18 protein-coding genes and 1 rRNA gene are annotated in these 23,943 nt (G+C 60.4%); 14 read left to right on the top strand and 5 right to left on the bottom strand.

Features of this window, described 5'->3' with window-relative positions; all coding sequences use genetic code 11:
* Positions 1 to 6: 6 nt before the first annotated feature.
* The 7 genes from rrf (at position 7) to BW33_RS07205 (ending at position 11,980) form a co-directional block, all read left to right on the top strand.
* Positions 7 to 122, top strand: a 5S ribosomal RNA gene (rrf, locus tag BW33_RS07235).
* A 154-nt stretch (positions 123 to 276) separates the two neighbouring features.
* Entirely contained in the window at positions 277 to 3,729 is a 3,453-nt protein-coding gene (recC, locus tag BW33_RS07230; protein ID WP_047598022.1) for an exodeoxyribonuclease V subunit gamma, read from the top strand.
* A complete protein-coding gene (gene recB, locus BW33_RS07225) occupies positions 3,726 to 7,415 on the top strand; it encodes an exodeoxyribonuclease V subunit beta (protein ID WP_047598021.1) in 3,690 nt (1,229 codons plus the stop codon). Before recC ends, recB begins: the two co-directional genes overlap by 4 nt.
* Positions 7,412 to 9,520: an exodeoxyribonuclease V subunit alpha gene (gene recD / locus BW33_RS07220; RefSeq protein ID WP_047598020.1), complete on the top strand. Its 2,109-nt coding sequence runs from the start codon at positions 7,412 to 7,414 to the stop codon at positions 9,518 to 9,520. The genes recB and recD overlap by 4 nt, the downstream gene beginning before the upstream one ends.
* Positions 9,521 to 9,639: 119 nt before the next feature.
* Positions 9,640 to 10,215, top strand: a complete 576-nt coding sequence (locus tag BW33_RS07215; protein WP_047598018.1) for a YfiR family protein — start codon at positions 9,640 to 9,642, stop codon at positions 10,213 to 10,215.
* Positions 10,212 to 11,480 carry a diguanylate cyclase domain-containing protein gene (locus BW33_RS07210; RefSeq protein ID WP_047598017.1) on the top strand — a complete coding sequence of 423 codons (1,269 nt, stop codon included), beginning with the start codon at positions 10,212 to 10,214 and terminating at the stop codon, positions 11,478 to 11,480. Before BW33_RS07215 ends, BW33_RS07210 begins: the two co-directional genes overlap by 4 nt.
* A 44-nt stretch (positions 11,481 to 11,524) precedes the next feature.
* Positions 11,525 to 11,980, top strand: a complete 456-nt coding sequence (locus BW33_RS07205) for an OmpA family protein (RefSeq protein WP_177327466.1) — start codon at positions 11,525 to 11,527, stop codon at positions 11,978 to 11,980.
* Between the two features lie 116 nt (positions 11,981 to 12,096).
* Here the strand turns inward: BW33_RS07205 and BW33_RS07200 are convergent, their stop codons facing one another.
* A complete protein-coding gene (locus BW33_RS07200) occupies positions 12,097 to 12,927 on the bottom strand; it encodes a hypothetical protein (protein ID WP_047598013.1) in 831 nt (276 codons plus the stop codon).
* 62 nt (positions 12,928 to 12,989) lie between these two features.
* Positions 12,990 to 13,937, bottom strand: coding sequence for a LysR family transcriptional regulator (locus tag BW33_RS07195; protein WP_047598011.1), 948 nt, complete (start codon positions 13,935 to 13,937; stop codon positions 12,990 to 12,992).
* Positions 13,938 to 14,087: 150 nt separating this feature from the next.
* On the opposite strand from BW33_RS07195, the gene BW33_RS07190 reads away from it, so the two are divergent.
* Both BW33_RS07190 and mmsB read left to right on the top strand, forming a co-directional pair.
* Entirely contained in the window at positions 14,088 to 15,614 is a 1,527-nt protein-coding gene (locus tag BW33_RS07190; RefSeq protein WP_007962100.1) for a CoA-acylating methylmalonate-semialdehyde dehydrogenase, read from the top strand.
* Between the two features lie 9 nt (positions 15,615 to 15,623).
* On the top strand, positions 15,624 to 16,511 hold the full coding sequence (mmsB, locus tag BW33_RS07185) for a 3-hydroxyisobutyrate dehydrogenase (protein WP_047598008.1): 888 nt from the start codon (positions 15,624 to 15,626) through the stop codon (positions 16,509 to 16,511).
* A 284-nt stretch (positions 16,512 to 16,795) separates the two neighbouring features.
* Here mmsB and BW33_RS07180 read toward each other — a convergent pair whose 3' ends face one another.
* Positions 16,796 to 17,146 carry a cupin domain-containing protein gene (locus BW33_RS07180; RefSeq protein ID WP_003221437.1) on the bottom strand — a complete coding sequence of 117 codons (351 nt, stop codon included), beginning with the start codon at positions 17,144 to 17,146 and terminating at the stop codon, positions 16,796 to 16,798.
* 95 nt (positions 17,147 to 17,241) lie between these two features.
* On the bottom strand, positions 17,242 to 18,141 hold the full coding sequence (locus tag BW33_RS07175) for a LysR substrate-binding domain-containing protein (RefSeq protein WP_047598007.1): 900 nt from the start codon (positions 18,139 to 18,141) through the stop codon (positions 17,242 to 17,244).
* 210 nt (positions 18,142 to 18,351) lie between these two features.
* On the opposite strand from BW33_RS07175, the gene BW33_RS07170 reads away from it, so the two are divergent.
* The gene (locus tag BW33_RS07170; RefSeq protein ID WP_047598005.1) at positions 18,352 to 19,116 is read left to right on the top strand and encodes a sulfite exporter TauE/SafE family protein; all 765 of its coding nucleotides are present in this window, start codon (positions 18,352 to 18,354) and stop codon (positions 19,114 to 19,116) included.
* Here the strand turns inward: BW33_RS07170 and BW33_RS07165 are convergent.
* A complete protein-coding gene (locus BW33_RS07165) occupies positions 19,106 to 19,420 on the bottom strand; it encodes a putative quinol monooxygenase (protein ID WP_027614144.1) in 315 nt (104 codons plus the stop codon). The genes BW33_RS07170 and BW33_RS07165 overlap by 11 nt on opposite strands.
* A 182-nt stretch (positions 19,421 to 19,602) precedes the next feature.
* On the opposite strand from BW33_RS07165, the gene BW33_RS07160 reads away from it, so the two are divergent.
* From BW33_RS07160 to BW33_RS07145, 4 genes are all read left to right on the top strand, one after another.
* The gene (locus tag BW33_RS07160; RefSeq protein WP_047598002.1) at positions 19,603 to 20,193 is read left to right on the top strand and encodes an NAD(P)H-dependent oxidoreductase; all 591 of its coding nucleotides are present in this window, start codon (positions 19,603 to 19,605) and stop codon (positions 20,191 to 20,193) included.
* A gap of 126 nt (positions 20,194 to 20,319) precedes the next feature.
* Positions 20,320 to 21,231 carry a LysR family transcriptional regulator gene (locus BW33_RS07155; RefSeq protein ID WP_047598000.1) on the top strand — a complete coding sequence of 304 codons (912 nt, stop codon included), beginning with the start codon at positions 20,320 to 20,322 and terminating at the stop codon, positions 21,229 to 21,231.
* Positions 21,232 to 21,334: 103 nt separating this feature from the next.
* Entirely contained in the window at positions 21,335 to 22,228 is an 894-nt protein-coding gene (locus BW33_RS07150; protein WP_047597998.1) for an NAD-dependent epimerase/dehydratase family protein, read from the top strand.
* A 354-nt stretch (positions 22,229 to 22,582) separates the two neighbouring features.
* Positions 22,583 to 23,932 (top strand): GntP family permease, encoded by a 1,350-nt coding sequence (locus tag BW33_RS07145; RefSeq protein WP_047598034.1) that lies wholly within the window; start codon positions 22,583 to 22,585, stop codon positions 23,930 to 23,932.
* Positions 23,933 to 23,943 lie beyond the last annotated feature (11 nt).

Here is a 23,943-nt window from a genome sequence, read left to right as displayed (position 1 = left end):
GAATTTCTTGACGACCATAGAGCGTTGGAACCACCTGATCCCATCCCGAACTCAGAAGTGAAACGATGCATCGCCGATGGTAGTGTGGGGTTTCCCCATGTGAGAGTAGGTCATCGTCAAGATTAAATTCCGAAACCCCAATTGCGAAAGCAGTTGGGGTTTTGTTTTGCCCGCAGGAAAGTTCCTACAGCATGCGGTAGGCCCTTCCGGCTGTCACAGCCTGCCGACAGTGCTAAGGTTCTGCCTTGGCTTTTGTACTTTTCCAAGGAAGCTTTTATGCCGGACGCCTCGTCCCTCAACGCTGCATTCATGGTGGTTCAGAGCAATAGCCTGGACGAGCTGCGCAGCCTGGTGGTCAGCATTATGCGGCGCTATCCATTGGCGCCCTTGGAGAATGAAATCGCTCTGGTGCAGAGCAACGGTATTGCCCAATGGCTCAAATTGGCATTGGCTGAGGATCCCCAGGACGATGATCTCGGTGGTTGCGGAATTGCTGCAGCCATCGACGTGCAATTACCCGGCAGCTTTATGTGGCAGCTCTACCGCATGGTCCTGGGCCGAGATGAAATCCCTGCCAAATCCCTGCTCGACAAGGCACCCTTGACCTGGCGATTGATGCGTCTATTACCCCAGTTGATCGACCGTCCGCATTTCGAGCCGCTCCAGCGCTTTCTCACCCACGACACCGACTTGCGCAAGCGCTATCAATTGTCTGAACGCCTGGCGGATCTTTTCGACCAATATCAGGTGTATCGCGCGGATTGGCTTGAAGACTGGGCGCAAGGTTTCCATCAATTACGTAACGTCAGGGGCGAAATCAAACCCCTGCCGCCGACCAGTTGCTGGCAGGCCGAACTATGGCGAGCGCTATTGCAGGATGTTGGCGAGCAAGGCATGGCCCAGAGTCGTGCGGGTGTTCACCAGCGGTTTATCGAAAGAATAAACACCCTCGAGGTCGCCCCCGCAGGCCTGCCCTCACGTGTGATCGTTTTTGGTATTTCTTCATTGCCGGCTCAAGTGCTTGAGGCTCTGGCCGGACTCGCACGTTTCAGTCAGGTCCTGCTTTGTGTACACAACCCCTGCCGTCACCACTGGGCCGATATCGTCGCCGACAAAGATCTGCTGCGCCACCAATACAAGCGTCAGAGCCGCAAGACCGGCATGCCGTTCGTACTTGATCCTGACACCTTGCATCAACATGCTCATCCACTGCTCGCCGCCTGGGGCAAACAAGGTCGCGACTACATCAACCTGCTCGACAGCTACGATGATCCAAACAGTTATCGCGCGGCATTTCGTGACGGGCGCATCGACCTGTTCAGCGAAACGCTGCCGCAGAACTTGCTGAATCAGCTCCAGGACGACATCCTGGAGTTGCGACCACTTGATGAAACGCGTGAGCATTGGCCCGCTGTCGATCTGACGCAGGATGAGTCGATCCGCTTTCACATCGCCCACAGCGCTCAGCGTGAGGTCGAGATTCTTCATGATCAGTTGTTGGCCCGCTTCAGCGCCAACCCTGAATTGCGTCCCCGCGATGTGATCGTAATGGTGCCGGACATCGACAGCTATGCTCCGCACATCCGCGCGGTTTTTGGCCAGCTTGAGCGACACGATCCGCGCTTCATCCCCTTCACCCTGGCCGATCAGGGGCAGCGCGGTCGCGATCCCTTGCTGATTGCCGTCGAGCACCTGCTCAAGTTGCCGGACAGTCGATTTCCGGTGAGTGAAATCCTCGATTTGCTCGACGTTCCCGCCTTACGTGCCCGATTCGGTGTTGAGGAACGTGATTTGCCGACTCTGCATCGCTGGATTGAAGGCGCAGGCGTGCGCTGGGGCATGAATGCCGAGCAACGGGCAGGTCTGGGGCTTCCGGATGAACTCGAACAAAACAGCTGGCATTTTGGCTTGCGCCGGATGCTGCTCGGTTACGCTGTCGGCAGCTCCAATGCCTGTGCGGGCATCGAGCCCTATGATGAAATCGGTGGGCTGGATGCTGCGCTGATCGGGCCTTTGGTCGCGTTGCTCGATGCGCTGGAACTGGCGCATCAGGAGCTCACGCAACCGACGCAACCCAATGAGTGGGGCCAACGTCTCCAGGCGCTGATGCAATTGTTCTTCAAGGCCTGCAATGAACATGACGACTTCTTGCTGACCCAACTTGAGGAGCTCCGCGAGACCTGGCTGGAAACCTGCGAATCGGTAGGCCTGAGAGATGAACTGCCGCTGACAGTGGTACGTGAGGCCTGGCTTGCCGGTCTGGATCAGGGCCGCTTGTCCCAGCGTTTTCTCGCCGGTGCCGTGAATTTCTGCACCTTGATGCCGATGCGTGCGATTCCCTTCAAACTCGTCTGTTTGCTGGGAATGAATGATGGTGACTATCCACGCGCGCAGCCGCCTCTGGATTTCGATCTGATGGGTAGCGATTACCGTCCGGGAGATCGTTCCCGACGGGAGGATGATCGTTATCTATTGCTGGAAGCGTTACTGTCTGCGCGCAATCAGCTCTATATCAGTTGGGTCGGCCGCAGTATTCGGGACAACAGCGAGCGCCCGGCGTCGGTGCTGATCGGGCAGCTGCGCGACCATCTCGCCGGTGGCTGGCGATTGGCCGACGAAAGCGGGAATCTGCTGGACGCGTTAACCGAGGAGCACCCGTTGCAACCGTTCAGCGCGCGTTACTTCCATGAGGGCAATCAGCTATTCAGCTATGCCAGAGAATGGCAGGTCTTGCATCAACCCGCTCAGAGCCAAACTGCGGAGCAGTTGCTCGATCCCTATGTCCAGGAAGAACCCCTCACTCTGGTCCTGCTACAGGACTTCCTGCGCAACCCGGTTCGCCACTTCTTTACGCAGCGACTCAAGGTGTATTTCGAGGCCGCTGAAGCGCCATTGGCGGACGAGGAGCCTTTCGTACTCGATGCATTGCAACGCTATACCCTCAGCGACAGCTTGCTCGACGCGGCACTCCGGCAACCGGACAATATCGATCAGGCACTCGAGGCGCAGGCGCGTCGCCTGCAAAACAGTGGTCTGCTGCCCATGGCCGGTTTCGGTGAGTGCCTGCAGCGCGAGTTGATCGAGCCGCTGCCGGATTTGCTTCAGCGCTTTCAGCAGTTGCTCACGTTATGGCCAACACCGCTGAACAGCGCAATTCCCATCAGTCTCCAATTGCAGGGATTGCGCCTTGAAGGATGGCTCGCCAGCCTGCATCAGCGTGCCGATGGAGGACTGCTATCAGTCACGACCATTCCCAACAGCATCGGCTCGATCAAGAATCGAAAATGGCACCGGTTGACCAAACCGTGGGTCAATCATCTTGTCGCTTGTGCCAGCGGACTGTCGATGACCACTGCGTTGGTAGCCAGTGATGACACGCTGTTGCTCGAGCCCATGGAGCAGGGCCGGGCGTTGCGTTTCCTCGGTGATCTGCTGCTCGCCTGGCAGGCTGGAATGCGTCAGCCGCTGCCGATCGCAGTAAAAACGGCATTTGCCTGGCTGTCCCAGTCCGATCCGCTCAAGGCGCAAGCCGCGGCCCGCAAAGCCTATGAAGGGGATGGCCAGACCAGCGAAGGCGAACGTCGAGAGAGCCCGGCGCTGTCCCGGCAATTCGTCGATTTTGATTCGCTACTCAGCGATGAGACATTTTCGGGTTGGTGCGACGCCATATATCGCCCTCTATACGAAGCGCCCTGGCGCTCACTCGCAAGCGAAGGGGGGCGCTCATGAGTTCGAAGACTCCGCTTGCACTGGCCTTCCCGCTGCACGGCAGCCAATTGATCGAAGCCAGTGCCGGTACAGGCAAGACCTTCACCATCTCCGCCCTGTATCTGCGGCTGATCCTCGGCCATGGCGGCGACCTGAATGGCTTCGGTCGTGAGTTGTTGCCTCCGCAGATCCTCGTGGTGACCTTTACCGATGCGGCAACCAAGGAGCTGCGCGAGCGGATTCGTACACGACTGGCCGAGGCTGCCCGGTTTTTCCGTGATGAGATACCGGCGCCTGATGCCCTGATTGCTGATCTGCGCGAACAATATGCGCCGCAACAATGGTCCGGTTGCGCCAATCGTCTGGATATCGCCGCGCAATGGATGGACGAGGCCGCCGTTTCGACCATTCACAGTTGGTGTCAGCGCATGTTGCGTGAGCACGCCTTTGATAGCGGCAGCCTGTTTACTCAATCCCTCGAGACCGATCACAGCGATTTGCTCGGCGAGGTGCTGCGCGACTACTGGCGCCTGTTCTGCTACCCGATGCAGGGCGATGTCCTCAACTGGGTGCGCAACAACTGGGGCGGACCCGCGGCGCTGCTGCCTCGAGTGCGTGGCCTGTTTGCCAGCGAGCGCGACAGCGACGAAGGCAAGCCACCGGCAGAACTGATCGACGAGTGTCTGCAGGAGCGTCGTGCGGCCTTGCTTGAGCTGAAGATGCCCTGGCGCCAATGGGCCGATGAGCTGCTCGTCATTTGTCATGAAGGCGTTGCGAACAAAGCCGTCGACGGCCGCAAGATGCAGGCCCGTTACTTTGAACCCTGGTTTGAAAAGCTCAAGGCCTGGGCTGAAGACGAGTCGCTGGAGCAACTGGACATCGGCACCGGCTTCACCCGGCTGACGCCCGACGGTATGGCCGAAGCCTGGAAAGGCCAGGCGCCGAGCCATCCGGGACTCGATGCAATGGCCGGTCTCAAGTCGAGTCTCGATGCATTGCCGACCCCTGATGCCGCAGTCCTGCAACACGCGGCCAAATGGGTAGGCGCGCGTTTTGAGGAGGAGAAACGTCGTCGCGCCGAGATGGGGTTCGATGACATGTTGCTGCGTCTTGACGCGGCACTGCAGTCCGATGGCGCGGAGCGCCTTGCCACGCTGATCCGCGAGCAGTTTCCGGTCGCGCTGATCGACGAGTTCCAGGACACCGATCCGGTGCAGTACCGGATCTTCGAAAGTATTTATCGCATCGAAGACAACAGTCCGGACACTGGGCTGTTTCTGATCGGCGATCCCAAACAGGCAATCTACGCGTTCCGTGGCGCCGATATCTACACCTATCTGCGTGCACGTGAGGCTACAGCCGGCCGACTGCACACGCTGGGTACCAACTTTCGCTCCAGCCACGGCATGGTGAAAGCGGTCAACCATGTGTTTGAACGCGCCGAGTCCCGAGAGCTGGGGCGCGGCGCGTTTCTGTTTCGGCAGAAAACCGGCAAGAACCCGGTACCGTTTCAACCCGTCGAGTCTCAGGGTCGCAAAGAGTGGCTACAGATTGCCGGACAGGAAGTTGCGGCGCTGAACGTCTGGCACCTGCCTACCGACCAGCCGCTGTCGGGTGCCGTCTATCGCCAGCAACTGGCGGCGGCCTGTGCCAGTCAGATCACCGCGTTGCTCAACGGCGGGCAAACCGGCAACGCTGGATTTGTTCAGAGTGGCAAGGAGTTCAGAGGCCTGCGTCCTTCGGACATTGCGATTCTGGTTCGCGATGGCAAGGAGGCGCAGGCCGTTCGTGGTGAACTGGCTGCGCGAGGCGTACGCAGCGTCTACCTTTCGGACAAGGACTCGGTTTTCGCCGCCCAGGAAGCTCATGACTTGTTGTCGTGGCTCAAGGCCTGCGCCGAGCCGGACGTCGAGCGCTCACTGAAAGCCGCGCTGGCCTGCATCACCCTCAATCTGCCACTGGTCGAGCTGGAGCGGTTGAACCAGGACGAGTTGGTCTGGGAAGCCCGCGTCATGCAGTTCCGTGGTTATCGTGAATTGTGGCGCAAGCAAGGTGTGCTGCCGATGTTGCGCCGCCTGCTGCACGACTTCCAGCTGCCACAGATCCTCATGACACGCAGCGACGGCGAACGCGTGCTGACCAACCTGCTGCACTTGTCGGAATTGCTGCAACAGGCTGCTGCTGAACTCGATGGCGAGCAGGCACTGATCCGGCATCTGGCCGAACACCTGGCATTGTCCGGCCAGGCGGGTGAGGAACAGATTCTGCGTCTGGAAAGCGACGAGCAACTGGTCAAGGTCGTGACCATCCACAAGTCGAAAGGTCTTGAGTATCCACTGGTGTTCCTGCCGTTCATCTGCTCGGCAAAACCAGTGGACGGTAGCCGCTTGCCGCTCAATTACCACGACGCGTCAGGCAAGGCGCAGCTGAGTCTGAAACCGACTGCCGAGTTGATTGCCTTGGCCGATGACGAGCGTCTCGCCGAAGACCTGCGACTGCTCTACGTGGCATTGACCCGCGCGCAGCATGCCTGCTGGCTGGGCGTGACCGATCTCAAACGCGGTAGTAACAACAGTTCAGTGCTGCATCTTTCTGCACTTGGATACCTGCTGGGTGGTGGCGAGATGCTGGGCGAGTCCACCGGATTGAATCGCTGGCTGCAGGACTTGCAACAGGATTGCCCGGCCATTGCCATCGATGACATGCCTCAACCTACGGATGAGCATTATCAGCCCCCGCGCAATGAAGCGACGCTCAGCGCGACCTTGTTGCCCAAGCGCAAGGCCAGTGAAAACTGGTGGATTGCTTCCTATAGTGCCTTGCGCATCAGTGATGTATTGAGTGTCGGCACTGATGAAGCGCCGGACAGTCCGCAGGCGCAAAAACTGTTTGATGATGAGCGCCTTGATCCTGAGGCCCCGAGAGAAATCATCGCCGGTGGCGCCGATATCCATCGCTTCCCTCGCGGCCCCAATCCGGGGACATTCCTCCACGGTTTGCTGGAATGGGCGGGCGACGAAGGTTTCGCCGTTCAGCGCGATGCGCTGGAGGACGCGATTGCCCGGCGCTGCAACTTGCGTGGCTGGAAGGGCTGGATCACCACGTTGAGCGACTGGCTGGAGCATCTGCTGAAGACACCGTTGCCGGCAGGTGCCGGCCGATCACCGTTGGTACTGGAGCAACTGACACAGTACCGGGTCGAGATGGAGTTCTGGTTCGCCAGCCATCAGGTCGACGTGCTCAAACTCGATGAGCTGGTGCGCCAGCACACCCATAATGGCGTCGCGCGGGTGGCGGCCGAGCCGGTGCAGCTCAACGGGATGTTCAAGGGCTTCATCGACCTGACCTTTGAACACGATGGCCGTTACTACGTGGCCGACTACAAATCCAACTGGTTGGGTGCTGACGACATGGCTTATACCGAGCAGGCCATGGAACGCTCGATTCTCGACAGCCGCTATGACCTGCAATACGTGCTGTACCTTTTGGCACTGCATCGCCAACTCAAGGCGCGGCTGCCTGACTACGATTACGACCGGCATGTGGGGGGCGCGCTGTACCTGTTCCTGCGCGGTACGCGGGCGGACAGTCGCGGCGTGTATTTTGCCCGTCCGCCACGAGAGCTCATCGAAAGCCTGGATCGCTTGTTCCAGGGCAAGCCTGCAGCCAAAGCCGAGCCCGCATGGGAACAGGGAGTCCTGTTATGAACCGAACCTTCGCCGATCTGCTGCCGACACCGTTGGCCGACGACAGTCTGTCGACCTTGTCACCGCTGACCCGCGCCGACGATCTGCTGCTGTTGCTGACCCGCTGGGTCGAACGGGGCTGGCTGCGTTCACTGGACAAGGCGTTTGTCGCGTTCCTTCATGAGTTGTCGCCCGAGGCTGATCCGCTGGTGCTGCTCGCCGCCGCGTTGACCAGTCATCAGCTTGGTCACGGGCATGTGTGTCTGGATTTGTTCGAAACCCTCAATGCTCCGGATTTCGCCTTGTCGCTCCCACCCGAAGGGGATGTGCAAGGGGGGGCTTTGCTGCTGCCGTCGCAATTGCTCGAAGCCCTCGACGGCGTTCATTGGTGCAAGGTGCTGGCGGGCAGTCAACTGGTCGCGCTGGCGGCTGACACAAGTGCCGCAGCGCAGGAACGCCCCTTGGTGTTGTCCGGGAAGCGCCTGTATCTGCGCCGCTATTGGGCTTATGAACGACGGATCGACAGCGCCTTGCGTCTGCGTCTGGCGCAGGGCGAAGTGCCGCCGGCGGACTTGCCGCAGCGCTTGAATGAGCTGTTTGGGGCGAGAAAACAGGATGCGGTGGTCGACTGGCAGAAACTTGCTTGCGCCCTTGCCACGCGCGGCGCATTCAGCATCGTCACTGGCGGCCCGGGCACCGGCAAGACCACCACGGTGGTGCGCCTGCTGGCGTTGCTCCAGGCACCCGCCGTGGAGGCCGGTCAGCCGCTGCGGATTCGTCTGGCGGCACCCACCGGCAAAGCTGCTGCACGGTTGACCGAGTCCATCAGTCAGCAAGTGCAGTCGCTGAAAGTCACCGAAGCCGTGCGCGAGAAAATTCCCTGTGACGTGACCACCGTACACCGTCTGCTTGGCAGTCGGCCCGGTACCCGTCACTTCCGCCACCATGCGGGCAACCGCTTGCCGCTGGACGTGCTGGTGGTCGACGAAGCGTCGATGATCGACCTGGAAATGATGGCCAATCTGCTCGATGCCTTGCCGCCACATGCGCGTCTGGTGCTGCTCGGGGACAAGGATCAACTCGCCTCTGTGGAGGCCGGTGGGGTGCTCGGCGATCTGTGCCGCGATGCCGAGGCTGGCTGGTATAACCCGCAAACCCGACAATGGCTGGAGTCTGTCAGTGGTGAATCGCTGGAGGACAGCGGTTTGCACGAAGACAACGACGGCTCGCATCCACTGGCGCAGCAACTGGTGATGTTGCGCCACTCCCGACGATTCGGCGAGGGTAGCGGCATCGGGCAACTCGCGCGGCGTGTCAATCAACAGTTGCCTGAGGAAGCGCGGCAATTGCTGAGCGCTGGTCATTACGCCGACGTGTTCTCGCTGCCGCTCAATGGCGAACACAACCACAAGTTCGAGCGTCTGGTGCTCGATGGCCATGGCGACGGTCCGCAGGGCTATCGCCATTACCTGAGCGTGTTGCGAAATCAACGACCACCACAAGGCCGACCGCTGGAACACCCGGACTGGATTCAATGGGCGCGTGAAGTGCTGCAGGCATTCGATACGTTCCAGTTGCTGTGCGCGGTGCGCAAAGGCCCTTGGGGTGTAGAAGGCTTGAACCAGCGCATCACCGACGCCTTGCTCAAGGCGCGGCTGATCGACAGTGACCAGCAATGGTACGAAGGCCGGCCGGTATTGATGACCCGCAACGACTACGGCCTGGGTCTGATGAACGGTGACATCGGCATTGCGCTAAAGCTGCCCGAGCGTGAGGGCCCCGACGCGGGCAAACCGGTATTGCGCGTGGCGTTTCCGCGTAACGATGGGCAGGGCGGCGTACGTTTCGTGCTGCCGAGTCGGCTCAACGACGTGGAAACGGTGTACGCCATGACCGTGCACAAATCCCAGGGTTCGGAGTTCGCGCACACCGCGCTGATTCTGCCGGATGCCCTGAATCCGGTGCTGACCAAGGAGTTGATCTACACCGGGATCACTCGCGCGAAAAACTGGTTCACTCTGGTCGAAACTCGCGCAGGCGTGTTCGAAGAGGCCGTGCAGCGCAAGGTCAAGCGCCTCAGCGGACTGATGCTGGAACTGGAGGAGGGGGGCGAGGCTCGGGGATGAAAGATCTGGCGATTGGCGGCGGTTACTGACCAGCCGGTCAGAAGGCACTGTCTCGCTGGTGTTACTCCGCTGTGCTATCGTTGCGGCATCATTTCGGTACGATCCAAGAGAATCCCTGCATGAAGGTGGCAGTCTGGGCGACAGAGCGCGTGGTTCGCTGCAAGCACGTATTGCTTGTCGGTCTGTTCTGTTTGCTGACGGGCGTTGCCATGGCGCAGCCACAAATGCCCGCGGGCATGGCCGAACAACGCGCCCGGTCAGTGACGCAAGTCGTGCTGGGCATCCTCAGCTACGCACGCTGGCCGGTCGAGCCTGCGCAGTTGCGCCTGTGTATCGTCGGTCCCACCGAGTACACCGACGATCTGGTCAAAGGCACCACGCAAGCCACTGGTCGTCCGGTCGCTGTGCGCCGATTGCTGGCCGACAATCCGGCCATCGTCAGCGAATGCGATGCGGTGTACATCGGCAAACTCACCGCAGATGAACGCAGTCGGCTGTTCACTTCATTGATCGGCCATCCGGTGCTGAGCATCAGCGAAGGTGGCGATCAGTGCACGGTCGGCAGCCTGTTCTGCCTGCGCGTCGGCGATGAGCAGGTGTCCTTCGAAGTCAATCTCGACTCCGTCGCCCGCAGCGGCGTACGCATCCACCCGAGCGTGTTGCAGTTGTCGCGCCGCAAACCGGCGGCGCCATGAAACTGTTCGGTTCCAGAACACGCCCGACACTGGGCTCGGTCATCGGCCGTGGACATTTGACTGTCGCGCTGGTGGCCGTGACGATGGCCAGTGTGTCGCTGACCCTGTTGGGGGTTCTCGCGCTGCGGGTGTACGCCGATCACAACCTGCACCTGATTGCGCGCTCGATCAGCTACACCGTGGAAGCGGCGGTAGTGTTCAACGACAAGGCTGCCGCGACGGAAGCGCTGGCGTTGATCGCGTCCACCGAAGAAGTGGCGGACGCTCAGGTTTTCGATGCGCAGGGCACGTTGCTCGCACGTTGGCAGCGGCCCGAAAACGGCCTGTTTTCCGAGCTGGAAATGCAGGCGGCCCGGACCATTCTGGAAAAGCCGATCAGCCTGCCGATCGTCCATCAGGATCGTGAAATCGGACGCATCCTGCTGGTCGGTCACGGCGGCAGCCTGATGCGCTTTTTGCTCAGCGGTCTGGCGGGAATCATTCTCTGCACCGCGATCAGTGCCTGGGTCGCGCTGTATCTGGCGCGCCGACAGCTGCGCAGCATTACCGGCCCACTTCGCAGCCTCGCGGCGGTGGCCCACGCTGCCCGCAGCGAGCGAGCACTGGATCGCCGGGTACCGCCGGCGCAGATCGCCGAGCTCGACAACCTCGGCAACGACTTCAATGCCCTGCTCGACGAACTCGAATCGTGGCAAACCCACCTGCAAAGCGAGAACGAAACTCTTGCCCATCAGGCCAGCCACGACAGCCTCACCGGCCTGCCGAACCGGGCGTTTTTCGAGGGCCGGTTGATTCGCGCCTTGCGCAATGCCGGCAAGCTCAACGAACGGGTGGCGGTGCTGTTTCTCGACAGTGACCGCTTCAAAGGCATCAACGACAACTTTGGTCACGCCGCTGGCGATGCGGTACTGGTGGCGGTCGCCAATCGGATCCGCGCGCAGCTGCGTGAAGAGGATCTGGTGGCGCGGCTCGGCGGCGACGAGTTCGCCGTACTGCTCGCGCCGCTGCACAAGATCGAAGACGCCGAGCGCATTGCCGACAAGATTCTCGCCAGCATGGACGTGCCCATCGCGCTACCGGGCGATACCAGTGTGGTGACGTCGCTCAGTATCGGCATAGCCGTTTTTCCCGATCATGGTGTCACGCCAGGCGCCTTGCTCAATGCGGCAGACGCGGCGATGTATCAGGCCAAGCGCCTGTCGCGTGGTGCTCAATTCACTGCCGGGTCGGAGAGCCCGGTCGTCAATCTTCAAACCAGGAGCTGATTCCCGTGTTCACATTTCCCGCTCGATTGTTTTCCGCTTTGCTGATGATCGCCGTACTGGCGCTGACCGGCTGCCAGACCGCACCGCAAAAAGGTCTGACCCCGGCGCAGATCGCCGTCCTCAAACAACAAGGCTTCGAGGCGACCGACGAGGGCTGGGAGTTTGGCCTGTCCGGCAAAGTGCTGTTTGGCAGCGATATCGAAAGCCTGAACAACCAGAGCACCGAGATCGTCGAACGCATCGGCAAGGCGCTGCTCGGCGTCGGTATCGAGCGGGTGCGGGTCGACGGTCATACCGATGCCTCGGGCAAAGAAACCTACAACCAGCAACTGTCGCTGCGTCGGGCCAAAAGTGTGGCCAAAGTGTTGACCACCGTCGGTATGAAGGAAGAGAACATCCAGTTGCGCGGACTGGGCAGCAGCGAGCCGGTGGCGTCCAATGACACTACCGCCGGACGCAGCGAGAATCGCCGGGTGTCGATTGTGGTCAGCGCCGATTAATCGGCAAACCGCATCTCGCGGGTCTGCCCCATCAGCAGGCCCTGATTGCGCTCGGTCACTTCGCGGATCTAATCCCACAACAGTGGGCGGAAGGGCTGCGTAAGTTCGAGAGGTGTTCATGCCATCCCAGGCATGCCGACTGTAGCTTCTCCAACGTGTCCAATACCTCCCGTCAGATCACGTCCAAGATAGCTCATGTACGCGGCTGACTGACCTTGTACTCGTGGTTTGCATAGGGTAAGTGGGTGGAAGCCTAATCGATCAGCTATTCCGAGCTGAATGTCACCACCAATGCTTTCGCTGGCTTCATCATCTATTCGATCCTGGATCACGTAGCGTGGAACGCGGTTGACAGGTCTATCGGGAGCATCTTCCCCAGCAAAGGCGTTCGCAATCCTCTCGCGCATGGTAGCTCCCTCGTCCCCAAGGTAAACAAACTCACGAGATCTCATTCCTACATAGGCTGTCGAAGTCATTTGAAGGGTGGTGTCGATCATTTGGGGGTGAAAATGATAAGTCGATAGCACGTTGCTACGTGGGCAGAAACCAAATATGGCGGCCTCAAAAACTGCTCCTTGTCCGGCCCTAACCTTATATTCATCGAATGTCAGACGGAGAAAGCTCAATACGTGTTGAGCAATGTCAGCCATTGAGGGGACATACTGCGTGGGGGAAATCAGATTGTTCAGCATTGGCGCAAATCCCAAATATGAGTTTTGCCCCATCAATGTACTCCCTGCGAAACAATAGCCAATGGTGTGTTCGTGATAGACATTTGAGAAAAAACCGTCGGCCGCAGGTGACCTGCATAAAACTTGAAGGCCTATGATTTTAGCTGCGTCCTCTACGAGGACGGCTTGCCCAGAAGTTACCCGGCTATCTGCCGCAATCCAGAGTGAAGGATTGTTGGTAACCTCTTCGTTACACCAGATGGCTATTGCAGTCATCGTATTCTCGCTCTTGGTAGTCAGGCATCTCGGAAGCTAACTTCTTTGCGGCCTGTAGGCATTCAAGCTGTAAATAAAAGGTCTCTTGTCTCACCCATCAATAACGGGCGATTCAGCTCAGTCACCTCACGGATGTAATCCCACAACAGGGTGATCCGCTTTAACTTCCTGAGATCCTCCCGGCAGTACATCCAGAACTGTCGGGTGATGTCGATTTCTTCGGGCAGCACCGGCAGCAGACGCGGATCCTGCGCTGCGAGGAAGCACGGCAGAATCGCCAGTGAACGCCCTTGCTGCGCCGCGACGAACTGCGCGATCACGCTGGTGCTGCGCAGGTTTGCGCTGGCGCCGGGCAGCACGTTCGCCAGGTACAGCAGCTCCGAGCTGAACGCCAGGTCATCCACATAACTGATGAATTGATGCTTGCCCAAATCGGCCGGGCGGTGGATCGGTGGGTGGTGGTCGAGGTAGTCCTGGGTCGCGTACAGCTGCAAGCGGTAGTCGCAGAGTTTGCAGCACACGTACGGGCCGTGCTCCGGGCGTTCCAGCGCAATGACGATATCGGCTTCGCGTTTGGACAGGCTGATGAAGTGCGGCAGCGGCAGGATATCGACCGAGATCGCCGGGTAGGCGTCGACGAAGTGGCTCAGCTGCGGGGTGATGAAAAAGCTGCCGAAACCTTCGGTGCAGCCCATGCGCACATGCCCTGACAGCGCCACGCCAGAGCCTGAGACCTGCTCGCAAGCCATGTGCAACGTGCTTTCAATCGACTCGGCATAACCCAGCAGGCGCTGGCCTTCGGTGGTCAGCACAAAACCGCTGGTACGCGATTTTTCGAACAGCAATGTGCCCAACGCCGCTTCCAGCGAACTGATGCGCCGCGACACGGTGGTGTAGTCCACCGCCAGCCGTTTGGCCGCGGTGCTGGCCTTGCGCGTGCGGGCGACTTCGAGGAAAAACTTCAGGTCGTCCCAGTTCAGCGACCCCAGGGAGGTGATGTTTTTTTGCATGATGGACGGGCTTATATGTGCGTTCTTATTAGAAGTTTGCACATCTATACTCCAAAAACAGTCCGACAACCAATTCGTGACACACGCCTCATCTCAAGGCGAACCCCTTCGCCTTGGCTCCTACGATAAAAACAAGTTTCGGAGACCAGCATGAACGCATCGCTTACGCCCAACGAAACCACGGTCCAGAAGGTCAAGCTGCTGATCGACGGCGAGTGGGTCGAATCGCAGACCACCGAGTGGCACGACATCGTCAACCCGGCGACTCAGCAAGTGCTGGCCAAAGTCCCGTTCGCCACTGCCGCTGAAGTCGACGCCGCCATCAGTGCCGCCCACCGCGCGTTCCAGACCTGGAAACTGACCCCGATCGGCGCGCGGATGCGCATCATGCTCAAGCTGCAGGCACTGATTCGCGAGCATTCCAAACGCATTGCCGTGGTGCTGAGCGCCGAGCAAGGCAAGACCATTGCAGACGCTGAGGGCGATATTTTCCGTGGCCTGGAAGTGGTCGAACACGCCTGTTCCATTGGCACCCTGCAAATGGGCGAGTTCGCCGAAAACGTGGCGGGTGGCGTCGACACCTACACCCTGCGCCAGCCGATCGGCGTGTGCGCCGGCATCACCCCGTTCAATTTTCCGGCAATGATTCCGCTGTGGATGTTCCCGATGGCGATCGCTTGCGGCAACACGTTCGTATTGAAGCCTTCGGAGCAGGATCCGCTGTCGACCATGCTGCTGGTGGAACTGGCGATTGAGGCGGGCGTTCCGGCCGGTGTGCTCAACGTGGTTCATGGTGGCAAGGACGTGGTTGATGGCCTGTGCACTCACAAGGACATCAAAGCGGTGTCGTTCGTCGGTTCGACCGCGGTCGGTACGCATGTCTATGACCTGGCCGGCAAGCACGGCAAACGCGTGCAATCGATGATGGGCGCGAAGAACCATGCAGTGGTGCTGCCGGACGCCAATCGCGAACAAGCGCTGAATGCCTTGGTCGGCGCCGGTTTCGGTGCGGCCGGGCAACGTTGCATGGCCACTTCGGTGGTGGTGCTGGTCGGTGCGGCGAAACAATGGCTGCCGGATCTGAAAGCGTTGGCGCAGAAACTCAAGGTCAACGCCGGCAGCGAGGCGGGCACTGATGTTGGTCCGGTGATCTCGAAGAAAGCCAAGGCGCGGATTCTCGATCTGATCGAAAGCGGCATCAAGGAAGGCGCCAAGCTTGAGCTCGATGGTCGCGACATCAAGGTGCCGGGCTACGAGCAAGGCAACTTCGTCGGCCCGACCCTGTTCTCGGGCGTGACCACTGACATGCAGATCTACACCCAGGAAATCTTCGGCCCGGTGCTGGTGGTGCTGGAAGTCGACACCCTCGATCAGGCCATCGCGCTGGTCAACGCCAACCCGTTCGGCAACGGCACGGGCCTGTTCACCCAGAGCGGTGCAGCGGCGCGCAAATTTCAGACGGAAATCGACGTCGGCCAGGTCGGTATCAACATCCCGATTCCGGTGCCAGTGCCGTTCTTCAGCTTCACCGGTTCGCGTGGTTCGAAACTCGGCGACCTCGGCCCGTACGGCAAGCAAGTGGTGCAGTTCTACACCCAGACCAAAACGGTCACGGCGCGCTGGTTCGATGACGACAGCGTCAACGACGGCGTCAACACCACCATCAACCTGCGCTGAGGAATAGCCATGAAAATCGCATTTATCGGTCTGGGCAACATGGGCGCGCCGATGGCGCGCAACCTGATCAAGGCCGGCCATTCACTGAATCTGGTGGACCTGAACAAGACGGTGCTGGCGGAACTGGAGCAACTGGGCGGCAGCACCCGCGCCTCGGCTCGAGAAGCAGCCGAAGACGCCGAACTGGTGATCACCATGCTCCCGGCGGCGGTGCATGTGCGCAGCGTCTGGCTCGGTGAGGACGGGGTGCTGGCCGGTATCGGCAAAGGCGTGCCGGCGGTGGATTGCAGCACCATCGATCCGCAGACCGCCCGCGATGTCGCGGCCGCAGCCGCCAAGCAAGGCGTGGCCATGGCCGATGCACCGGTCTCCGGCGGTACTGGCGGCGCGACCGCTGGCACGCTGACCTTCATGGTCGGCGCCACCCCGGAACTGTTCGCCACCCTGCAACCGGTGCTGGCGCAGATGGGCCGCAACATCGTGCATTGCGGTGAAGTCGGCACTGGTCAAATCGCCAAGATCTGCAACAACCTGCTGCTGGCGATCTCGATGGTCGGTGTCAGCGAAGCCATGGCGCTGGGCGATGCACTGGGCATCGACACCTCGGTGCTGGCCGGGATCATCAACAGCTCGACCGGGCGTTGCTGGAGTTCGGAAATGTACAACCCGTGGCCGGGGATCGTCGAAACGGCACCGGCCTCGCGCGGTTACACCGGTGGGTTTGGTGCCGAACTGATGCTCAAGGATCTGGGGCTGGCGACCGAAGCGGCGCGTCAGGCGCATCAGCCGGTGGTGCTCGGCGCGGTGGCGCAGCAGTTGTATCAGGCGATGAGCCAGCGCGGGGAAGGCGGCAAGGACTTCTCGGCGATTATCAACAGCTATCGCAAGCCGCAGTAAATTCGGATCACCAATGCTCTGGTGGCAAGAGTGCTTTTGTGGCGAGGGAGCTTGCTCCCGCTGGTCTGCGCAGCAGACCCAAACCCGGTCAATGCGGTTCTTCATAAAAACCGCATTTACTGAGGTTACGACTGCTGCGCAGCCGAGCGGGAGCAAGCTCCCTCGCCACAGGTGGTTTCCCGGTTTTTTTATGTGAGGCAAAAAAGATCGCAGCCTTCGGCAGCTCCTACAGGGTGTATATCTTGTCCATGTAGGAGCTGCCGAAGGCTGCGATCTTTTGCTTGTCAGGCAAAGACGAAATATTTGCGCACGGTCTCGACCACTTCCCAAGTGCCTTTCATCCCCGGCTCAACCACGAAGATGTCGCCAGCACGCAGATGAATCGGCGCCATGCCGTCCGGGGTGATGATGCAGTAGCCTTCCTGGAAGTGGCAGTACTCCCACTTCACGTAGTCCACCCGCCACTTGCCCGGTGTGCAGATCCAGGTGCCCATGATCTTGCTGCCGTCTTCGCTGGTGTAGGCGTTGAGGTTGACGGTGTGCGGGTCACCTTCGAGTTTTTCCCATTTGCAGGCATCGAGTACCGGCAGTGGGTGGGTGTCGCGCAGAACGGTGATGGGGGCGGTCGCGGTCATGAGAACTCCGGGCAGTGGGCGGATGGCAAAGAAACCAACTCGCACCCTATAGCGCCCGGTTGCCGCTCAGTTGTCTGTGCTCGACATCAAGCTGCTCAGAAACGCGCTTTGCCCTCCGGGAGAGCCAAGGCCTGCAGCAAGGCTTTGGCATAACCGGGCAGGGCGCTGAAATCCCGGGCGCAGAGCATCAGGGTGCGGCGCGCCCACGGCTCATTCAGCGCGATGCTGCTGAATGTTTGCGGCGTCGCGCGTTCGATGGCGGCCAGCGGCACAATGGCGAGGCCGGCGCCTCGGGCGACCATGCGCAGCACCCCGTCGAAACCGTCGGCGCGGATGCGCACCTGCATGCGCGAGCCGCTGTGCAGCGCCTGTTCTTCGAGGTAGATCGCCAGCGCGCTGTCGGTGCTCAGACCGACGAAATCGTAGTGCAAAGCATCGCTGAAGCTGACTTCGGCGGCTCCGGCCAGTGGATGCCCGGGCGGCACGATCAGCCGCAACGGATCGTCGCGAAACGGCTGGGTCTGCAGATCGGTAGTGTCCACTGCATCGGAGACGATGCCGATATCGGCTGCGCCCTGGCGCAAGGCGTGGGTGATTCGCGCGCTGGGCAGCTCCTGCAGATCGATGTCGAGGTTGGGATGCTCACACAAAAAGTCCGCGAGCACTTCCGGCAGGTATTCAGTGATCGCCGTGGTGTTGCACAACAGCCGCACCTGACCTTTGACGCCCTGGGCGTACTCGGCCAGGTCCTGCTGCATGCGTTCGGCCTGTTGCAGGAGAATGCGCGCGTGCTGCGCCAGAGCCTTGCCGGCCGGCGTCGGGCTCACGCCACGGCGTCCGCGTTGCAGGAACTCGGTGCCCAGCGAGGCTTCCATGGCGCGGATGCGCGCACTGGCGGCGGCCAGCGAGAGGTGGCTGCGGGCGGCGCCGGCGGTGATGTTGCCGGTGTCGAGGATGTGCAGGTAGAGGCGCAGGTCGGTGAGGTCGAAGTGCATGGGCAGCCTCGGATTTTGTAGGGGCAGGACTGGCCTCATCGCGAGCAGGCTCACTCCTGCACAGAATGGGTGGCGAACAAACCTGTAGGAGTGAGCCTGCTCGCGATGAGGCCGGTCGCTCCATTGAATAATTCAGCCTCTTGCATAGGCAGAGGCAGCCTCAGTATATGGCAGATTTTCAACTCACCCGCCAAAGCGCACAGTGGCGCCATGAACGCACTCGCAGATTTCTACCACAACCTCGGATTGGCCCTGTCCTTGTTGGTTATCGCCACCTTCATCATGGCCGGGCTGGTCAAAGGCGTGATCGGCCTCGGCCTGCCCACTGTCGCCATGGGGCTGCTCGGTCTGGCTATGGCGCCGTCACAGGCAGCGGCACTGCTGATCATTCCGGCGACGCTGACCAACGTTTGGCAACTGGCTTTTGGTGGGCATCTGAAAGGGCTGATCAATCGCCTGTGGCCGCTGTTGCTGATGATCTTCCTCGGCACCGCCGTCGGCATGTTGTCGATCGGCATGGCAGGCGGGCATTGGGTGGTGCGTGGGCTGGGCGCGGCGTTGCTGCTGTATGCGCTGAGCGGGTTGCTGCTGCCGACGCTGCAGGTCAATCCTCGGCATGAGCCGTGGCTCGGTCCGCTGTGCGGACTGATCACCGGGGTCATCACTTCGGCCACCGGCGTGTTCGTGATTCCGGCGGTGCCGTACCTGCAGGCGCTGGGTTTGCAGCGCAATGAGCTGGTGCAGGCGCTGGGCCTGTCGTTCACCGTCTCGACCCTGGCGCTGGCCGGTGGCCTGTTCTGGCGCGGCGCACTGGGCAGTGGCGAATTGAGTGCGTCGCTGCTGGTGCTGATCCCTGCGATGCTGGGCATGTGGCTCGGCCAATGGCTGCGTCAGCGCATCAGTGCCGTGCTGTTCAAGCGGGTGTTCTTTATCGGACTGGGCGCACTCGGCGCCCACTTGCTGATCAGCGGCTAGCCGAAGAAGCGCTGAGCATGTCGATCCGACGGATATCGAAATCGCGCTCCAGGTACGTCATGCGGTTGTCGAAAAATTCGCGCATGTGCGGCAGGTTCGAGTGCACGTCCAGGTGCGCCTGGCTTTCCCAGATCTCGTAGAAGATGAACAGCGTCGGGTCTTCCTTGTCGCGCAGCATGTGGTACTCGATGCAGCCGGGCTCGGCGCGGCTCGGCTCGACATAGGCGCGAAACAGCGCTTCGAAGGCCTCGGCTTTTTCCGGGCGGGTCTTGGCGTGCAGGATGAAACCGTGGCGTTCACTCATCAAAACAACTCCTCAAATGCAGATGGCCGAGAATGCTATTGCAACAATCGGCATTCGATTCGTGCTTTTTGATCAAATGTATTTTGCGCCGACGCGGCTTATTCCGCGCGAGGTGGATGGTTAACCTGCCGCCATTCGTTTTCCCATCTTTCCCCAGCCCCATGGCTGCGCGAGGCGTTCTGATGAAAAAAGTGTTGTTGCTCAATGGTGGCAAGAAATTCGCTCACTCCGACGGTCGTTACAACGCCACCCTGCACGAAGCCGCGCTGAGCGTGCTGGATCGCGGCGGTCTGGATGTCAAAACCACGTTCATCGATGAGGGCTACGACGTCGCCGAAGAAGTGGCCAAATTCCTTTGGGCCGACGTGATCATTTATCAGATGCCGGGCTGGTGGATGGGCGCGCCGTGGACGGTGAAAAAGTACCTCGACGAAGTCTTCACCGAAGGCCACGGCAGCCTCTATGCCAGCGATGGTCGGACCCGTTCCGACGCGTCGCAGAAGTACGGCAGTGGCGGCCTGATTCAGGGCAAGCAATACATGCTGTCGTTGACCTGGAACGCACCGCAGCAGGCGTTTGATGACCCGAGCGATTTCTTTGAAGCCAAGGGTGTGGATGCGGTGTATTTCCCGTTCCACAAGGCCAATGAGTTTTTGGGCATGACCGGGTTGCCGACGTTCCTGTGTGTGGACGTGATGAAGCGGCCGAACATCGAGAATGATGTGGCGCGGTATGAGCAGCATCTGAAAGAGGTGTTTGGTCTCAAGGCTTGAATGGTTTCGGGCTACTATCGGCGGTAAGAGCAAAAGATCGCAGCCTGCGGCAGCTCCTACAGGGAAATGATTTCAATGTAGGAGCTGCCGAAGGCTGCGATCTTGGCGATTTCAAAGAGGACACCCGTGAAAGCCAGATCCGATGAGTTGCAGATTTTCGTCTGCGTGATCGAGTGCGGTTCGATTTCCGCCGCTGCCGAGCAGGTCGGCCAGACCCCTTCGGCGGTCAGCCGCACCTTGTCGCGGCTGGAAGCCAAGCTCGACACCACGCTGATCAACCGCACCACGCGGCGCATGGACCTGACCGAGGAGGGCAAGTATTTCTTCGAGCAGGCCAAGCTGATTCTCGACCAGATGGATGCGCTCGAAGAGCGTCTGTCCTCACGCCAGCAAACCCCGTCCGGACGCCTGCGGATCAACGCCGCGTCGCCCTTCATGCTGCACGCCATCGTGCCGTACATCGACGAATTCCGTGGCCTGTACCCGGACATCCAGCTCGAACTCAACAGCAATGACCTGATCATTGACCTGCTGGAACAAAGCACCGACATCGCCATCCGCATTGGTACCCTTGCCGACTCGACGTTGCATGCACGCTCGCTCGGTTGCAGTCCGCTGCTGATCGTCGCCAGTCCGGCCTATCTGGAGCAGCACGGCGCGCCGCAGCAGGTCGCCGACTTGAGCGAACACACCCTGCTCGGCTTCACCCACAACGAAGGCCTCAACCAATGGCCGCTGCGCTACGTGCATGGCGACCGCTGGCCGATCACCCCGGCCATCAGCGCCTCCAGCGGCGAGACCGTGCGCCATCTGGCGCTGGAAGGCCAGGGCATTGCCTGCCTGTCGCACTTCATGACCATCGACGACATTCGCGCCGGGCGCCTCAAGGTGCTGCTGGCGGAATTCAACAGCGGTTATCGCCAGCCAATCAACGCGGTGTACTACCGGAACTCGCAACTGGCGCTGCGCATTCAGTGCTTCCTCGACTTCATCCAGAGCAAACTCGCGGCGTACGCCAGTGCGGATTTCAAGGGCTGATTCGTGACCCCTGCGCAACAGTGATTTGGGCGAGGGCGGGTTTTTCCATCGGGGTGGCCGGTCGATACTCGTTGCATCACTTATTCACGCAGGGAGTTTCTCCATGAACGTATTCATCACCGGCGCCGCCGGTTTTATCGGTGGCTCCATCGCCACCGGTCTGGTCCCGGCCGGGCACCGTGTCACGGGCCTGGTGCGCAGCGCCGAACAGGCTGATGAGCTGAAAGCTTTGGGCATCACCCCGGTGATCGGCGCCCTCGAAGACGCCACGCTGCTGGCGGAACAGGCCCGCGCCGCCGATGCGGTGATCAACGCCGCCAGCAGCGACCATCGCGGCGCGGTCGAAGCGTTGCTCGATGCCCTGCGCGGCTCGAACAAAGTGTTCCTGCACACCAGCGGTTCGAGCATCGTCGGCGATGCGTCGGGCGGCAAGTCCAGCGACGTCATCTACTACGAAGACAACCTGCCGGAGCCGACCGTCGACAAGGCTGCCCGTGTCGCCATCGACAACCTGATCCTCGCCGCCGCGCAGGACGGTGTGAACTCGGCAGTGATCTGCAACACGCTGATCTACGGCCACAGCCTGGGCGTCAATCGCGACAGCGTGCAGCTGCCGCGTCTGCTCAAACAAGCGCGCAAAAGTGGTGTGGTGCGCCACGTTGGCACTGGCCAGAACATCTGGTCCAACGTGCACATCGAAGACGTCGTCGCCCTGTACCTGCTGGCGCTGACCAAAAACGTACCGGGCACGTTCTACTTCGTCGAAAGCGGTGAAGCGTCGTTCATCGACATGACCACTGCCATGGCCGAAGCGCTGAATCTCGGCAAGCCACAAGACTGGCCGCTGCAAGACGCCGAAGCCGAATGGGGCTACGAAATGGCCAACTATGGCCTCGGCTCCAACAGCCGCGTACGCGGCAAACACGCCCGCGAACTGCTGGGCTGGGTACCGAAGCGTACGTCGGTGGTGGACTGGATTCGTAACGAAATGGTGTGAATCCTGCTGCACCGCATCAAGCCTTTCGCGAGCAGGCTCGCTCCCACATTCTGACTGACGGAATGCAATCAAACTGTAGGAGTGAGCCTGCTCGCGATAACGGCGTGTCAGTCAAACAATCGTGTTTTGACACACCACTATCGCGAGCAGGCTCACTCCTGCAGGGCTTTGGGTTTGCGCGAGAGCCGTGTAAATCCCGCCCCGTGATTTTCATTAATCGCGACAAGACATATCCAGCAGCGACACGCCTTACCTCTCCACGAAAATTACTTTCATGCGGTTTGAAAACTCGATCTCGAAATGATTTATGAGTTTCACAACCCATTCGAACGTGACCCTTCCGAGGAGTACCGCATGACGCCTTCCTTCGGCTATTGGCTGCTGATGTATGCCGCCGTCGCCATCATCGCCTTGATCGTGCTGATCGCGCGTTACCGGCTCAATCCGTTCATTGTCATCACCCTGATTTCCATTGGTCTGGCGCTGGTGGCGGGGATGCCGCCGTCGGGCGTGGTGGGGGCGTATGAGGCCGGGGTGGGCAAGACACTGGGGCATATTGCGCTGGTGGTGGCGCTGGGGACGATGCTTGGCAAGATGATGGCCGAGTCCGGCGGCGCGGAGCAGATGGCCCGCACCTTGATCGAGAAATTCGGCGAGAAGAATGCGCACTGGGCGATGGTCTGCATCGCGTTTCTGGTGGGGCTGCCGCTGTTCTTCGAAGTTGGTTTTGTGTTGCTGGTACCCATCGCCTTCACCGTGGCGCGGCGTGTGGGCGTGTCGATTCTGATGGTCGGCTTGCCGATGGTCGCCGGCCTGTCGGTGGTGCATGCGCTGGTGCCGCCGCACCCGGCGGCGATGCTCGCGGTGCAGGCGTATCAGGCCTCGGTCGGGCAGACCTTGCTGTATGCGATTGCCATCGGTATTCCCACCGCAATCATCGCCGGCCCGCTGTACGCCAAATTCATCGTGCCGCGCATTCAGTTGCCGGCGGATAACCCGCTGGAAAAACAATTTCTCGACCGCGAACCGCGCGACAAGCTGCCGGGTTTCGGCATCACCATGGCGACCATTCTGTTGCCGGTGGTGCTGATGCTGATCGGTGGCTGGGCCAATCTGATTTCCACGCCGGGCAGTGGGTTCAACCAGTTCCTGTTGTTCATCGGTAACTCGGTGATTGCGCTGTTGCTGGCGACCTTGCTGAGCTTCTGGACGTTGGGCATCGCCCAGGGTTTCAATCGTGAATCGATCCTCAAATTTACCAACGAGTGCCTGGCACCGACCGCCAGTATCACCTTGCTGGTCGGCGCCGGCGGTGGTCTGAACCGGATTCTGGTGGACGCCGGGGTCACCGATCAGATCGTCGGTCTGGCCCACGAATTTCACCTGTCGCCGCTGATCATGGGCTGGCTGTTCGCCGCGTTGATGCGGGTGGCCACCGGCTCGGCCACCGTCGCGATGACCACCGCGTCCGGCGTGGTTGCGCCGGTAGCCATCGGCCTGGGTTATCCACACCCGGAATTGCTGGTGCTGGCGACCGGCGCCGGCTCGGTGATCTTTTCCCACGTCAATGACGGCGGCTTCTGGTTGATCAAGGAATACTTCAACATGACGGTCGCGCAGACGTTCAAGACCTGGACCGTGCTTGAGACCCTGATCTCGCTGGTCGCTTTCGGTCTGACCGTCGGTCTTTCTTATTTGCTGTAACCGGAGCCAGC

Source organism: Pseudomonas sp. RIT288, assembly GCF_000631985.1.
Lineage (GTDB): Bacteria > Pseudomonadota > Gammaproteobacteria > Pseudomonadales > Pseudomonadaceae > Aquipseudomonas.
The sequence above is the reverse complement of the archived record's forward strand: the minus strand, read 5'-3'. Positions and strand labels throughout refer to the sequence as shown.